Here is a 14,002-nt window from a genome sequence, read left to right as displayed (position 1 = left end):
CCGTCCCGTCACCACCACCCACCCGGGTCAGCCGGCCAGCGTCATCAGCCGGACCAGGGCCACCCGGGAGGCGATCCCCAACTTGCTGTAGATGCGGGTCAGATGGACGTCGACGGTGCGCGGGCTGACCCGCAGCTGCTCCGCGATGTCCTTCGTCTTCAGCCCCTGGCCGGCGAGGTCCGCCACCTCCCGTTCGCGGATGGTGAGTTCGGCGAGCGCCCCCTCCGGCCCGCGGTCGGCGGTGCGCAGCGCGGCCCGGGCCAGTTCCCTGGCCCGGACGCCGGCGGAGCTCTCGGCGCCGAGGAGCTCCTGCGCCTCCTGGTAGCGCTGCGCGGCCTCGACGGGCTGGTGCCTGCTCATCAGGACGTGGCCGCTGGCCAGCAGCGCGTGCCCGCTCTGCTCGGCGATGCCGACCACGGCGGCGGCGTCCGCGGCGTGGTCGGCCCACTGCTCGATGCTCGCCTCGTCCATCCCGGTCCGCAGTGCCGCCGCGGCGAGCAGTTCGTACCCGCGGGCGGCCAGCACCCCGACCGGTTCGGCCACCCGCCACGCCTCGCGTTCGGGCAGCAGGAGCGCCAGCGCCGACTCGGCGTCGCCGGAGACCAGGGCGGCCTCCGCCCGCAGCAGGGCGTTGAGGGGGGTCCTGGGGGCCTTGCTCAGCACGCCGCTGGCGACGAGGAACGAGCCGCGGCCGAGCTGAGCGGAGGCGGCCGCGATGGTCGCGTCCAGCAGCGCGGCGTGGTCGAGGCGCCCGAGGGTGAGGGCCATGACACGCCCCTCCTCGGCGGCGTCCAGGGCGTCCGCCATCCGGCCGGACTGGTAGTTGACGTACCCCAGGGTGGCGAGCAGCGGCAGCGTCAGGTGGACGTCGCCGCGCTCCCGGACGGCCGTCAGCGCCCGGTCGATGTGGGCGTGCGCGGTGCCGTAACGGCCCATCAGCGCCTCCGCCCAGCCGAGGACGAGCAGGTGGACGGCCTGCCGGTGGTTCGGCCGGCCGCCGTTCGCGGTGGTGTCGAGCACCCGGGACCCGGCGTCGAACGCCTGCTTCGCGGCGCACACGTCGCCCTCCAGGACCGCGCACAGGCCGCTCAGCACCAGTGCTCCGGCCGGCGACACCCCGTCCGTCCGCTGCACCTCGCGCACCAGCGCCTCGATGTCGGGACGGGCGGGCAGCTTGCCCGCCAGGACCTTCGCCAGGTGCTGCTGCTCACGGAGCAGTACGCCGACGGCCGGGTCCGCCTGGTCTGCGGTGGAGAGTTCGACGATCAGGAGGGTCTGCACCGCCTCGTCCTGGCCGAGCGAGGCCAGGACGGTCGTCAGGAAGGCGACCTCGGCGGAGCGCGGTCCGGCGGCCAGGCGCCGGACCGGCCCGGACAGGATCGCGCCGGCCAGTGACCTGATCCGCTCGGCGTCCCCCTGCGCCGCGAGCGCCCGGACCACGGCCCGCCACAGCTCCGGTCGCACCGGCGAGGCGTCCGGCGACTCGTCGGCCGGCCGCGGCAGGCGCATCGCGGCGGTCAGCCAGTGGGCGGCCCGCGAGGGCTCGCCGAGGTGCAGGGCGGTGCGCGCGGCGGAGGCGAGCACCCGGGCGTCCGAGGCGCGGGCCAGCGAACCCGACCGCTCGATGTGCGGGGCGAGTTCGGTGGCCGGGGCGTCGAGTCGAGTGAGCCGGGCCAGTGCGCGCCGGTGGGCGCCGGCCCGCCAGCACGCGTCCATGGCGGCGTTCAGGCAGCGGCCGAGCAGCGGGTGGCGCAGGGTCACCAGGTCCGGCCCGGTGGCGCGGAGCAGGTCTCGCCCCTGCAGTTCCCCGAGGACCCGGCAGGCCTCGTCCTCGCCGATCTCGGCGACCTCGGCGACCGCGCTCATGCCGGACGCGTCCCCGAGCACCGCCGCCGCCTGCAGGGCCGCGCGGGCCGCTCCGTCGAGGGCCTCGGTCTCGGCCAGCAGCCGGGTGCCCAGGCCGTTGCGCGCCCAGTCCTCGCAGCCGCCGTCCGCCGGGGAGGCGGCGTCGGCCAGTGCCGTCAGGTACAGCGGGTTCCCCGCGCTGCGCTCGTGCAGGTCGGCGACCTCGGCCGGGCGCCTGGCGGGACCGAGCAGTTCGGCGCTCTGGGCGAAGGTCAGCGGGGCGAGCTCGATCGTCTCGACGGTGCCGAGTTCGGTGCCGTGCCGCAGGATGGAGCGCACGGCGACCGGGGCCTGCCGCGGCCGGTGCGCGACCACGAGCGCCATGCCGCCGTCCATGGGCCAGCGGACGAGCATGTTCAGCAGCGCGGCCGAGCCGGGGTCGGCCCAGTGGAAGTCGTCGACGATCAGCACCAGTCCTTCGGGCGCGGCGGCGAGGCAGTCCGCGATCAGTCGGCGCGCTTCGGTCAGGAGGCGGCCGCGGGAGGTGAAGTCGGCGTTCCCGGCCTCCTCGGACGAGGCGGTCGACGCGCCGGTCAGCGCCCGGGCCCTCGACTCGACCGGCCCGGCCCCGCCCCGCCAGGTGGCCAGCGCGTCGACGAACGGCTGGAACGGCATCCGGGCGTCGGCCTCGGAGCACCATCCCCGGAGCACCGCAAGGCCCCGGCCCCGCGCCTCCTGCGCCAGCGCGGTCAGCAGCCAGGTCTTCCCGCTGCCCGGATCCCCGGCCAATTCGACGATCGTGGACCGCCGTTCACGGATCGTCCGGACGTGGTCGAGCAGTCGGCCGAGTTCGGTGGTACGAACGGCCGCCCGAGCGGGCGGCGTTGTCATGACGGTAGTGGTCATCCCGAAATCCCTTCCCCCGTAAGCGACGGTGTGGCTCCGACGATGAAGAACGCGAACGGATCACCAACAACCACAACCAGCCTAAGAGTCCGATCCATGCCAACCGGCCCCGGAAAGAACCTCCCCAGTTAGTTCACAAATGGCACGACGGCTACCGCACCGGTGCTCCTCCCGACCCCGGACGGCCCCACGTGCACGTCACGCGGACTTAGCCGAGCTTTAGACGACCGGGCGAGTCTGGCGCCCGTCCGACCGACGACCCGCAGACCGAGGAGCCCATCCGTGCTCGAACTCCGGGACTTCCCCGACCACCGCGCAGTGTGGCGCCTGCCGCTCGGCGACCTGGCCGAGCTGGTGGTCGACCTCGCCACGGGCGAGCCGACGTTCCGTCAGATCGACCTGGTGCTCGCCGGGTCCGGACGCCACCTGCGACTCCTGCGCGAGCACCGCCGCGCCTCGGCCGCCGCCGACGGGTTCGGCCCCGGCTGGTCGCTCTGCGCGGGCCCCGGGTTCGAGGTCGACGCCTCCGGCGATCCCGCGACGGTGACCGACGGCCTGGGCCGCACGGTCACCCTGCACCGGGACGGCGACGGCATGGTCGCCAAGGTCGTGGACCCGGCCGGCGGCCAGGCGGCGGCCTTCGCGTACGACGCCTCCGGCCGGATGGCCCGCCAGACGGGTGCCGACGGCCGCGTCACGGCCTACGGCTGGGACGACCGGGGCCGGCTGCTGTCGGTCACGGCCGGCGGGGAGACGGTCCGGCTCGGGTACGACGACCGGAACGCCGTCCTGGAGGTGGCCTGGGACGGCCCGGACGGCCAGGTCCGCACCGGGTTCGCCCGCTCTCCCGGGCGCACCGTCGTCACCGGCGCCACCGGCCTGCCGACCACCTACGAGTTCGACGACCAGGGACGGCCGACCTCGGTCACCGATCCGCTCGGGCACGTCACCCGACGGGAGTGGGACGCGGACGGCCGTCCGACGGCGGTCGTCGACGCCACCGGCGCCACGACCGCGTTCGAGCACGACGCGGCGGGCCGCCCGGTCGCCCTGCGGCTGCCCACCTCCGCCCGCTCCACCATCGCCTACGACGACGCCGCGCACCCCGGGCTCGCCACCGCCCTGCGCGACCCGGCCGGCAACGAACTGCTCCTGGAGTACGACGCGTCGGGGCACCTGGTCCGCAGCCACGCCCCCGGCCGCGCGGCCGACCTGGACACCCGCGTCAACCATCCGGTGCACGGCCGGCCGACCGCGTTCACCGACGGCAACGGCCGGACCACCACCTTCGGTTACGACGGGCAGGGCAATCTGACCGACGTCACGCCGCCCGCGCCGCTCGGGCGGACGTCCTACCGCCACGACCGGCTGTCCAGGGTCGTCGGGGTCACCGACGGCGCCGGCCGGCGCACCGGCTACCGGCACGACCCGACCGGCCGGCTCGCCGAGGTCACCGACGAGGAGTCCGGCCGGGTCCTGCTCACCCTGGCCCACGACGCCTTCGGCCGCGTGGTCCGCAAGTCCTCCCCCGACTGGTCCTACGAGTTCCGCTGGGTCCGGACCGCGGCGGGCGGGCGGCTCGCCTCGGCCGTGCGCACCGAGGGCGCGGACACCGAGGAGGTGCGGGCCGGTCACGACGCCGAGGGCGCGCTGACCACGCTGACCACCGCCGGCGGCACGACGCGCTACGACTACGACCCGGCCGGACGGCCCGTCGCGGTCACCACCCCCGCCGGACGCACCGCCCGCCTCACCCACGACGCCGCGGGCCGCCTCACCGCCGTGGACTTCGGTGCGGGCCGCCAGGAGATCGGCTACGACGACGCCGGGCGCCGGACCGCCCTGACGGTCCGCGGACCCGCCGGGGACCTCCTGGTCGGCGCGGAGTACCGCTACGGAACCGCCGACGGTTCGGACGGCGACGTCCTGCTCTCCACGACCGTCGACGGCGAGACCGTCACCTTCGCCTACGACGGCCTCAAGCGCCTGGTGCGGGCCGGGGACACCGAGTTCGAGTACGACGGCGCGCACCACCTGGTCCGCCTCGGCGGCACCCGCTTCACCCTCAACACGGCGGGCCAGGTGGTCCTGCTGGGCGAGACCGGCTTCGCGTACGACGGCGCCGGCAACTTCACCGAGGAGACCAACCCCACCGGCTCCTTCACCTACAGCGCCACCAACCAGACCCTGACCGGCGTGTTCGGCGGGCAGCAGGTGGTGGACATCAGGTACGACGGACTCGGTCAGGAGCTGCCGCGGCGGATCACCGAGACGACCGTGGACGGACACACCGTCACCCACGTCCTGACCCACACCCCGCTCGGGATCGCCCGTGCCACCGACGACGGGGTCCCGACCGACTTCGTCCGCACCCCCGACGGTGCGCTGCTCGCCGTGCTCACCGCCGACGGCCGCCACTACTGGGCCGTCACCGACCAGCAGGGCTCGGTGCTCGCGCTGCTGGACGAGGAGGGCCGGCTCGCCGCCCGCTACCGCTACACGCCGCACGGCGCGGTGACGGCGACCGGGGAGGCCGCCGCCGCCAACCCCTTCCGCTACCGCGGCGCGTACCAGCTGCTGCGCAGCGCCCACGTCCTCGACCACCACCTCTACAACGGGTTCTGGGGCCGCTTCACCCAGCCCGACCCGACCGGGCGGCAGTACGCGCCGTACACGTTCTCCGACAACGACCCGGTGAACAGCGGCACCTGGACCAGGCACGACTTCCGGGCGGTGCTGGTGCGCCCGTTCGAGCCGGCCGCCGGGTCGTTCTTCCCCCGGCCGGCACCGGCGGCACCGACCGACCGGCTGCTGACCGATCTCACCGGTCCCGGCGCCACCCCCGACGTCCCCCCGCTGATCACCGGGGCGCCGCCGGCGCGGTTCGCGGCGTACTGACCCACCCGGACCGCGCGGGCACCGCGCGCGTGCCGCACCCCCGATCCACCCCCTCCACCGCACTGAAAAGGAACGGACACATGGCCGAGCAGATCGTCCTCCGGGTTCCCCGGGAAATCGTGGTCAAGGTCGTCGACGACGTCGAGGTCGGGGACCCGCAGGTGGGCCAGACCGGCACCTTCGACGACGAACTCTTCGACGAGTCGGGCAAGCTCATCGGCACCTCCCACGGCTCCTTCCGGATCGAGTACGCGCGCCCCGGTGACGGCGGTCTGATGACGTACTACAGCGAGGACCTCACATTCGAGGACGGCACCGTCCACGCCGAGGGCTGGGCCGACTTCAACGACGTCCGCACCAGCGAGTGGGTCTTCTACCCGGCTGTCGGCACCGGCGGCCGCTACGAGGGCCTGACCGGGTTCCGCAAGTGGCGGATGACGGGTATCCGGGCCTCGGCCGAGGCCCGGATCCTGCTGTCCGACTGACGCCAACACGCCGGAAACCGACGGGAGACCACACATGACCGGCCGGGACGTACACATCCTGTCCGCCGCAGCAGCCCTTCCCGGACCCGCCCTGGACAACGCCACGCTGGCCCGGCGGTTCGGCATGGACCCGCTGTGGGAGCAGTGGGTCGACGCGTTCATCGGCACCCGGGCCCGCCACCTGGCGCTGGACCTGGAGACCGGGAAGCAGACCCGCACCCTGGCCTCGCTCGCCGAGGAGGCGGGGCGCCGCGCGCTGGCCGCCGCCGGCCTCGGCCCGGGCGACGTCGACGCGGTGGTGCTGGCCACGGCCACCCCCGACCAGCTGATGCCGGCCACCGTCAACGTCGTGGCCGACCGGCTCGGCATCGACGGCGTGCGCAGCTTCCAGCTGCAGTCCGGCTGTTCGGGAGCGGTGCAGGCGCTGGACGTCGCGCGGCAGATCCTGCTGAGCGGCAGCGGGCGCACCGTGCTGGTGCTGGGCGGTGACGTGATCGCCCGCTTCTACGACCTCGAAACGGACCTGCGCAAGGCGGCCCCGGCCGAGCTGGTGAACTTCGTGCTCTTCGGGGACGCGGCCGGTGCGGCGGTCCTGTCGACCGACCCGGCCCCGGGCTCGGCGGCGGTGCGGGCCCTGTTCACCCGGCTCGTCGGCCTGGGCCGTCCGCCCGGGGCCGTCCTCGAGTGGTTCGGCCCGGCCGACCGCCACAACGACCGGCCCGCCGCGACCGAGGACTACAAGGCGATCGAGGAACACGTGCCGACGATGACCGGCGAGGTGCTGGACGAGTTGCTGACCGGCCTCGGCTGGCGCGGCGACGAGGTCGACCTGCTGCTGCCGCCCCAGCTCTCCGGCCGGATGACCAAGCTCATCAGCGGGCGGCTCGGACTCCCCCGCGCGCAGGACGTCTCCTGCGTGGACGACGCGGGCAACTGCGGCAACGCCATCGTCTTCCTCCAGTTGGAGCGCGCCCTCGCCGGGCCGCTCGGCCCCGGACGACGGGCCGTCGGCATCTCCATCGAATCCAGCAAGTGGCTCAAGGCGGGCTTCGCCCTGGAAGGGAACTGACGCCGTGACCGACGCACTGGCGGAGCTGCACCGGGAGGGCAGCCTGCCCGACCGCTACCCGGAGGTCCGGCGGCTGCTCGCCGGCCTGACGGACGACGAACTGGTCCGCGCCGGCCGGGTGCTGGCGAGGACCGACCCCGACGCGGTGCTCGCCGCGCACCCCGGCACCCCCGCGCCGGTCGTCGCCGTCACCGGTCACGGCACGCTCAACGCGCTGCTGCCCGCGCTCACCGCGCAGTTCGCCCGGCACGGCCTGCTGGCCCGGACCCGGCTGTCCGACTTCGACGGCTGGGTCTTCGACCTCGTCGACCCGTCGAGCGGCCTCTACGCGGCCCGCCCCTCCTTCGCACTGTGCGTGCTCGACCCCGCGACGGTGGTGGACGAACTGCCGTCGCCGTGGCGGGTCGAGGACGTGGCGCGGGTGCTGGAGGAGAAGCTCGCCCTGGTCGAGCGGGCCGCGCGGGTCTTCGCCGGCACCACCGAGGGGGCCACGCTCGTCCTCAACACCCTCCCGCTGCCGCGCGAGTTGACGGGCCAGCTGGTCGACCTCCGGGCTCGGGCCGGGCTCGGGGTGCTCTGGCGGGAGGCCAACGCCCGGCTGCTGCGCCTGTCCGAGGCCCACCCCGAGGTCGTCACCGTGGACCTCGACCCGCTGCTCGCCGAGGGTGTCGCCGCCCGGGACGTCCGGCAGAGCGTGTACGCGAAGGCACACCTGTCCGACGCCCTGCTCGCCGCGTACGCGCGGGAGGTCGGCCACCTCGCCCGGCAGGCGTCGGGTGGCGTGAAGAAGGTCCTCGCGCTGGACCTGGACGACACCGTGTGGGGCGGGGTGCTCGGCGAGGTCGGCCCCGAGGGCATCGAGACGGCCGGCGGCTACCGGGGCGAGGCGTTCGCCCGCTTCCAGCGGGTGGCCCGCCAGCTGAGCGCGCAGGGCGTCCTGCTGGCCGCGGTGAGCAAGAACGACCGCGAACCGGTGGAACGGACCCTGCGCGAACACCCCGACCTGGTCCTGCGCGAGGAGGACTTCGTGCAGATCCGGGCCGACTGGCGGCCCAAGCCCGAGAACCTCCGCGAACTGGCCCTCGCCCTCAACCTCTCCGTGGACAGCTTCGTCTTCGTCGACGACAGCGCCTTCGAGTGCGGCCTGGTCGAGCGGGAGCTGCCCACCGTCGCCGTGGTCCGGGTCGACGGCGACCCGGCGACCCACGTGACGCGGCTGCTGCACGACGGCTGGTTCGACGCGCGCCGGCTCACCGACGAGGACCTGGCGCGGCCCGCCCGCTATCGCGAGGACCGGGCCCGGCAGGACTTCCTGTCGACCTTCGACTCGCTCGACGGCTACCTGCGGGAGCTGGACATCTCGGTGGCCCTCGGCCCCGCGACGGCCGACCGGTTCGCCCGGGTCTCCCAGATCACCCTGCGCACCAACCAGTTCAACCTCACCACGCGGCGGCTGCAGCCCGCACAGGTGCGGGCGATGGCCGAGGACCCGGCCGCGCAGGTACTCACCATCACCTCCGCCGACCGCTTCGGCGACAACGGACTGGTGGGCGCCGTCCTGCTGCGGCGGGACGCGGACGTCCTGCACATCGAGAACTTCCTGCTCAGCTGCCGGGTGTTCAGCCGCGGCATCGAACAGGCCGTGCTCGGCGCCGTGCTGCGCCACGCGCGCGGCAGCGGCGCCGCCGAGGTGCGCGCCGACTACCGCCGCACCGCGAAGAACGGCAACGTCGCCGACTTCTATCCGCGGGCCGGCTTCGAGACCGTCACGGTCGACGACGACTCGGCCGCCTTCCGGCACCTGCTGGAGCCGCTGCCCGAGCCCGTCGGGCACATCCGACTGACCGCGAACTTCGAAGGGGACACCCTGTGAGGACCATCGACGACTTCGTCACGCTCCTGCGCGACGAACTCGCCCTGCCCGTCTCGGCCGAGGACCTCGGCCGGGACCTGGACACCGTCGAGGAGTGGGACTCGGTGCACCTGCTGGCGCTGTGCACGCTCCTGGAGCGCGAGACCGGCCGCTCGCTGCGGCTGTCCGAGGTGCTGGAGGCGCCCAGCCTGGAGGCCGTCTACCGGCTGGCGGTGGAGTCGTGACCGCCGAAGAGACCGAGGTCGGCGAGCCGCTGCCGCGCCAGCGCCGGCACACCCTGTTCTTCCTCGAAGTGATCCGCGACTTCGCGCCGGTCTTCCTGGACACCGAGGTGGACATGGGCCGGGTGCTGGCCCACCGCGCCGCGGCCCTCGACAGCACGGGCGTGCGGTACTCCACCACGGCCTACGTGCTGCGCGCGGCCGGACGGGTCCTGGCCGGGCACCCGGACGCCAACGCGGCCGTGGAGGGCGGACCGCAGCGGCTGCGCATCGCGCACTACCCGTTCGTCAACGGCAAACTGACCCTCGACCGGACCCTCGACGGCCGGCGGGTGGTGCTCGGCACCGTCGTACCGAACCTCCACGAGGCCGAACTCGACGACATCCAGGAGCACCTCGTCCGGGTCCGGGACGGCGACGCCGAGCAGCTGCCGGACTTCGAGGGCGTGCGGCAGCTGCACCGGGCGCCGTGGGCCGAGGGACGCGAGCGCTTCCGCGAGGCGGCGGGTTCGCTCGCGCTGCGCCCCCACCTCACCGGGACGTTCGCGGTGACCTCGCTGGGACACCGCGCGGTCGACTCCTTCCATTCGGTGGGCGGCACGACCACCACCTTCGGCGTCGGCCGGATCCTGGACCGGCCGGTGGTCCGCGACGGCCGGGTCACCGTGGCGCCGGTGCTGCGGCTCAGCATGGCCTTCGACCACCGCGTGATCGACGGGGCCGAGGCCGCGGACGTACTGACCGAGGTCAAGGAGTCGCTGGAGAGCGTATGAACGACATCGCCGAGCTGAAGAACTTCGTGGTCGCGCACACCCGTTCGCAGGGCCTGCCACCCGAGCACTACGACCCGCTGCTGGACCGCGTCCGGCACGACGGGAACGGCGGGCCCGGGTCCTGGGTCCACGAGTGGAGCACCGACGCGGCCCGGCTGGAGGCCGACGGGAAGCTGCTCGAAGCCTGCGTGCACTACAACATGGCCCGGTTCCCGTACGTGGACGGTTCGGCGCGCCGGGAGGCCCTGAGCCGTTGCACCGACACGTTCGACCGGTGGCGCGCCGACTTCCCCGCCGTGCAGCGGCTGGACGTCGAGCTGCCCGAGGGCCGGATCCGCTGCTGGAGCGCCGGGCTCGACGCCGCGGACCCCAAGCCGCTGCTGGTGATGACCGGCGGCATCGTGTCCGTCAAGGAGCAGTGGGCGCCGGTGCTGCTCCAGCTCGGCGCCCTCGGGTTCGCCGGCGTGGTCACCGAGATGCCGGGCGTGGGCGAGAACACCCTGCCCTACCGCGCCGACAGCTGGCGGATGCTCCCCGCCGTGCTGGACGCCGTGGGGGACCGGGCGGACACCTCACGGACGTACGCGCTGGCGCTGAGCTTCAGCGGCCACGGCGCCCTGCGGGCCGCCCTGCACGACTCCCGGATCAGAGGGGTGGTGGGCGCGGGCGCCCCGGTACACGACTTCTTCACCGACACCGCCTGGCAGCGGACGGTGCCGCGCGTCACCACCGACACCCTGGCGCACCTGATCGGCACCAAGCCCGACGAGGTGTACGGGGTGATCCGCGACTGGGCGCTGACGCCCGGCGAACTGGGCGCACTGCGCATCCCGGTGGCCCACGTCACCAGCCTGCGGGACGAGATCATCCCGCCCGCCGACGCCCGGCTGCTGCGGGAACACGTGCGCGGTGTGCGGCTGCTCGCCCACGACGACGTGCACGGCTCACCGGGCCACTTCGCGCAGACCCGGCTGTGGACCCTGCTGTCGGTGCTGCGCATGCGCGGCGGCCTGGGCGACCAGCGCGTCGCGCTGACCCGGGACTTCGCCCGGCTGCGGTACGGGAAGGGGCGGCGGCCGTGAACACGACGATCGACCTCGACGGCGGCACCCGGTGCCTGCGCAACGTGCTCGGCCGGTTCGCGACCGGCGTGGTCGCGGTGACCTCGGCCGACCCTGCCACCGGCCACCGCGCCGGGCTGGTCGCGAACTCCTTCTGCTCGGTGTCGCTGGAACCGGCGCTGGTCTCCTTCTGCGTCGCCCACACCAGCGCCAGCTGGCCGCTCATCCGGTCCGCGGAGCCGCTCGGCATCAGCATCCTCGGGGCGCAGCAGGCCGAGGCGGCGAACCGTCTCGCGGCGAGCGGGACGGACAAGTTCCAGGGCCTGCCCTGGACTTCCTCGCCGGGCGGCGCACCGATCCTCGACGGTGCGCTGGCGTGGCTGGAGTGCGCGGTCGAGGCGGAGCATCCCGCCGGCGACCACGTGATCGTGGTCGCCCGGGTGCTCCGGCTCGACGCGCTCGCCGACGGCGATCCGCTGCTGTTCTTCCGCGGGTCGTACCAGCGGCTCGACCGCTGAGGCCGGATCCGTCAGACCCCGGTACCGGAAGCGGTACCGGGGTCGACGCCTGCCCCCGTACCGAAGGCGCGCAGGAAGGTGTCGACCCCGGCGGTGACGACCTTGGTCACCTCGGCGTGGTCGAGCGGCCGCGTGCCCAGCCCGCTCAGGCCCGGCAGTTCCTCGTAGACGAGGGCGATGAACTGGTTGGCGGCGCGGACCGGGTCCTCGATCCGCAGTTGCCCGGCGTTGGCCAGCCTGGCCAGGCGGCCGGCCAGCGCGTCGACGAACTGGTCCGGCCCGCTCGCCCGGACGGCGTCGAAGAGGTCGGGGAAGCGCACCGCCTCGGCGTACAGCAGGCGGCGCACCGACTCGGACTGCTCGTCGCAGTAGCAGTCGACCAGCTTCTGGGCCACGTCCTCCAGCCCGGGCCGCAGGTCCTGCGGCTCGTTGGGGAAGGACTCCAGCACGTCCATCGTCTTCGCGTTGGAGCGCGCCGCGGTCTCCGTCATGACGTGCCGGAAGAGGTTCTCCTTGGACCCGAGGTGGTTGTAGATCGTGGGCTTCGCGACCCCCGCCTCGGTGGCGATCTGGTCGAGGCTCGCCTGGGCGTAGCCGACCCGCGCGAAGACCCGCAGGGCGGCCTCCACGATCGCTCGGCGCTTGTCCATCCGGCCCCGGTCGCCGGGGCTCCCGGTCGTCTTTTCGGTCTCGCCAACACTCATGGAGCCATGCTACCGTCCCAGCCATCGAAATGAACTACCTAGTTCATTTAGCTTGGCGGTCTGGTGCAAAGGAGTTTCCGTGTCTGAAACGAACGCGGCGGGGGGCGGGCCCGCCCGGCTCGACCGCCCGCTGCTCACCCTGGTCGGCGTCATGGTGCTCGGCGGCATGATGTCCTACCTCGACGCGACCATCGTCAACGTCGGGATCAGCACCCTGGGCGGCCACTTCAACGCCACCCTGGCCAGCGTCGAGTGGATCACCACCGGCTACCTGCTCGCGGTGGCGCTGGCCATCCCGCTGGCCGGCTGGGCCATGGTCCGCTTCGGTGCCAAGCGGATGTGGCTGCTCGGCCTGACCCTCTTCCTGGCCGGCTCGACGCTGTGCGCCGTCGCCTGGAACGTCGAGTCCCTGATCGCGTTCCGCGTCCTCCAGGGCCTCGGCGGCGGCATGGTCGACCCGATCATGATGACCGTGGTGGCCGGCGCCGCCGGACCGGCGCGGATCGGCCGGGTGATGGGCCTCATCTCGGTGCCGATCACCCTCGGCCCGGTGGTCGGCCCGATCGTCGGCGGCCTGCTGCTGGAGAACCTGTCCTGGGTGTGGATGTTCCTGGTCAACATCCCGTTCGCGCTCGCCGCGATCATCCTCGCGGTCAAGGTCCTGCCGGCCGACCCGGCGCCCAGCGGGGACCCGGTGCCGGTGGACGGCCTCGGCATCGCCCTGCTCCCGCCCGGCTTCGCGGCGATCGTCTACGCGCTGTCCCAGGCGGGCAGCGAGGGCTTCGGCAGCGCCAAGGTGATCATCGGCCTGGTCCTCGGCGTCGTGCTGTTCATCGGCTACGTCGTGCACGCGCTGCGCACCGACAAGGCCCCGCTGATCGACCTGCGGCTCTTCGCCAACAAGGGCTTCAGCGCCGCGGTGGCCACCATGTTCCTGCTCGGCGGCGGCCTGTTCTCGCTGCTCTTCCTGCTGCCGCTCTACTACCAGCAGGTCCACCACCACACCGTCCTGGAGTCCGGTCTGCTGCTGGCCCCGCTGGGCTTCGGCACCCTGATCGGCATGCCGATCGCCGGCAAGCTCGCGGACAAGTTCGGCGCCCGGCAACTGGTACCGCTCGGCGCCCTGCTGATCGGGGCCGGGGCCCTGGTGTTCACCCAGTCCGGCGCCGACACCTCGCAGGCCGTGCTGACCGTCGCCCAGCTCGCCGCCGGCTTCGGCATGGGCCTGGTCGGTGCCCCCACCATGGGCGCGGTCTACCGCACCGTGCCCGGCGAGTCCGTGGGCGGCGCGACCGGCGCGGTCTTCATCCTCAACCAGATCGGCGCGTCGCTCGGCATCGCCGTCGTCGCGCTGATCATCCAGGGCGGCGGCGAGCACGCGGCCCCGACCGACGCGTCCTTCAGCAACGCCTTCTGGTGGGCGGTCGCCGCCGCCGTCGTCGTCTTCGTCGCGGGCCTCGTCCTGCCGGGCCGGGCGCAGCCCGCCGCCGCCGAGACCTCGCCCGCGCCGCAGCCCGAGAGCGTCTGACGTCCCGTCCCTCACGGGGCGGCGCCGGGGACGGGGCCGGCGGCGCCCCCGGGGACCGGGACCCCCCGCCCCCCCCCGCCCCCGCGGGGCGGGGGCCCCCGGTGGTGGAACCCAGAGCGAG

At 73.9% G+C, this 14,002-nt stretch carries 11 protein-coding genes; 9 read left to right on the top strand and 2 right to left on the bottom strand.

Annotated elements, in window-relative coordinates:
• Positions 1-27: 27 nt before the first annotated feature.
• Positions 28-2,751, bottom strand: a complete 2,724-nt coding sequence (locus ACFVU9_RS30435; protein WP_380447688.1) for an AAA family ATPase — start codon at positions 2,749-2,751, stop codon at positions 28-30.
• A 282-nt stretch (positions 2,752-3,033) separates the two neighbouring features.
• Between ACFVU9_RS30435 and ACFVU9_RS30430 the strand changes: the two genes are divergently transcribed.
• The 8 genes from ACFVU9_RS30430 to ACFVU9_RS30395 all read left to right on the top strand — a co-directional run bounded on the left by ACFVU9_RS30430 (position 3,034) and on the right by ACFVU9_RS30395 (position 11,649).
• Positions 3,034-5,649, top strand: a complete 2,616-nt coding sequence (locus ACFVU9_RS30430) for a DUF6531 domain-containing protein (RefSeq protein ID WP_387598876.1) — start codon at positions 3,034-3,036, stop codon at positions 5,647-5,649.
• A gap of 80 nt (positions 5,650-5,729) precedes the next feature.
• On the top strand, positions 5,730-6,134 hold the full coding sequence (locus ACFVU9_RS30425) for a hypothetical protein (RefSeq protein WP_387598873.1): 405 nt from the start codon (positions 5,730-5,732) through the stop codon (positions 6,132-6,134).
• Between the two features lie 34 nt (positions 6,135-6,168).
• Positions 6,169-7,203, top strand: coding sequence for a 3-oxoacyl-ACP synthase III family protein (locus ACFVU9_RS30420; protein ID WP_387598870.1), 1,035 nt, complete (start codon positions 6,169-6,171; stop codon positions 7,201-7,203).
• Positions 7,204-7,207: 4 nt separating this feature from the next.
• On the top strand, positions 7,208-9,076 hold the full coding sequence (locus ACFVU9_RS30415; protein ID WP_387598868.1) for an HAD-IIIC family phosphatase: 1,869 nt from the start codon (positions 7,208-7,210) through the stop codon (positions 9,074-9,076).
• Complete coding sequence (locus ACFVU9_RS30410) at positions 9,073-9,300, top strand: acyl carrier protein (protein WP_359973398.1); 228 nt, start codon at positions 9,073-9,075, stop codon at positions 9,298-9,300. Before ACFVU9_RS30415 ends, ACFVU9_RS30410 begins: the two co-directional genes overlap by 4 nt.
• Positions 9,297-10,070 (top strand): 2-oxo acid dehydrogenase subunit E2, encoded by a 774-nt coding sequence (locus ACFVU9_RS30405; RefSeq protein ID WP_387598865.1) that lies wholly within the window; start codon positions 9,297-9,299, stop codon positions 10,068-10,070. Before ACFVU9_RS30410 ends, ACFVU9_RS30405 begins: the two co-directional genes overlap by 4 nt.
• Complete coding sequence (locus ACFVU9_RS30400; RefSeq protein ID WP_387598862.1) at positions 10,067-11,152, top strand: alpha/beta hydrolase; 1,086 nt, start codon at positions 10,067-10,069, stop codon at positions 11,150-11,152. The genes ACFVU9_RS30405 and ACFVU9_RS30400 overlap by 4 nt, the downstream gene beginning before the upstream one ends.
• Positions 11,149-11,649 carry a flavin reductase family protein gene (locus ACFVU9_RS30395; RefSeq protein WP_387598859.1) on the top strand — a complete coding sequence of 167 codons (501 nt, stop codon included), beginning with the start codon at positions 11,149-11,151 and terminating at the stop codon, positions 11,647-11,649. The genes ACFVU9_RS30400 and ACFVU9_RS30395 overlap by 4 nt, the downstream gene beginning before the upstream one ends.
• 11 nt (positions 11,650-11,660) lie before the next feature.
• Here ACFVU9_RS30395 and ACFVU9_RS30390 read toward each other — a convergent pair whose 3' ends face one another.
• Complete coding sequence (locus tag ACFVU9_RS30390) at positions 11,661-12,353, bottom strand: TetR/AcrR family transcriptional regulator (RefSeq protein WP_359973406.1); 693 nt, start codon at positions 12,351-12,353, stop codon at positions 11,661-11,663.
• Positions 12,354-12,432: 79 nt separating this feature from the next.
• Here ACFVU9_RS30390 and ACFVU9_RS30385 point away from each other — a divergent pair, with 79 nt between their 5' ends.
• Positions 12,433-13,881, top strand: coding sequence for a DHA2 family efflux MFS transporter permease subunit (locus ACFVU9_RS30385; RefSeq protein ID WP_380449158.1), 1,449 nt, complete (start codon positions 12,433-12,435; stop codon positions 13,879-13,881).
• Positions 13,882-14,002: the final 121 nt, after the last annotated feature.

Source organism: Kitasatospora sp. NPDC057936 (assembly GCF_042887525.1).
Lineage (GTDB): Bacteria > Actinomycetota > Actinomycetes > Streptomycetales > Streptomycetaceae > Kitasatospora.
Note: the sequence above shows the minus strand (reverse complement) of the source record. Positions and strands in the feature narration are given on the sequence as shown.

Bases quoted from the DNA above. Each gene is read 5' to 3' on its own strand.
- ACFVU9_RS30435 (WP_380447688.1), bottom strand. From the start codon at position 2,751: ATGACCACTACCGTCATGACAACGCCGCCCGCTCGGGCGGCCGTTCGT.
- ACFVU9_RS30425 (WP_387598873.1), top strand. From the start codon at position 5,730: ATGGCCGAGCAGATCGTCCTCCGGGTTCCCCGGGAAATCGTGGTCAAG.
- ACFVU9_RS30420 (WP_387598870.1), top strand. From the start codon at position 6,169: ATGACCGGCCGGGACGTACACATCCTGTCCGCCGCAGCAGCCCTTCCC.
- ACFVU9_RS30400 (WP_387598862.1), top strand. From the start codon at position 10,067: ATGAACGACATCGCCGAGCTGAAGAACTTCGTGGTCGCGCACACCCGT.
- ACFVU9_RS30390 (WP_359973406.1), bottom strand. From the start codon at position 12,353: ATGAGTGTTGGCGAGACCGAAAAGACGACCGGGAGCCCCGGCGACCGG.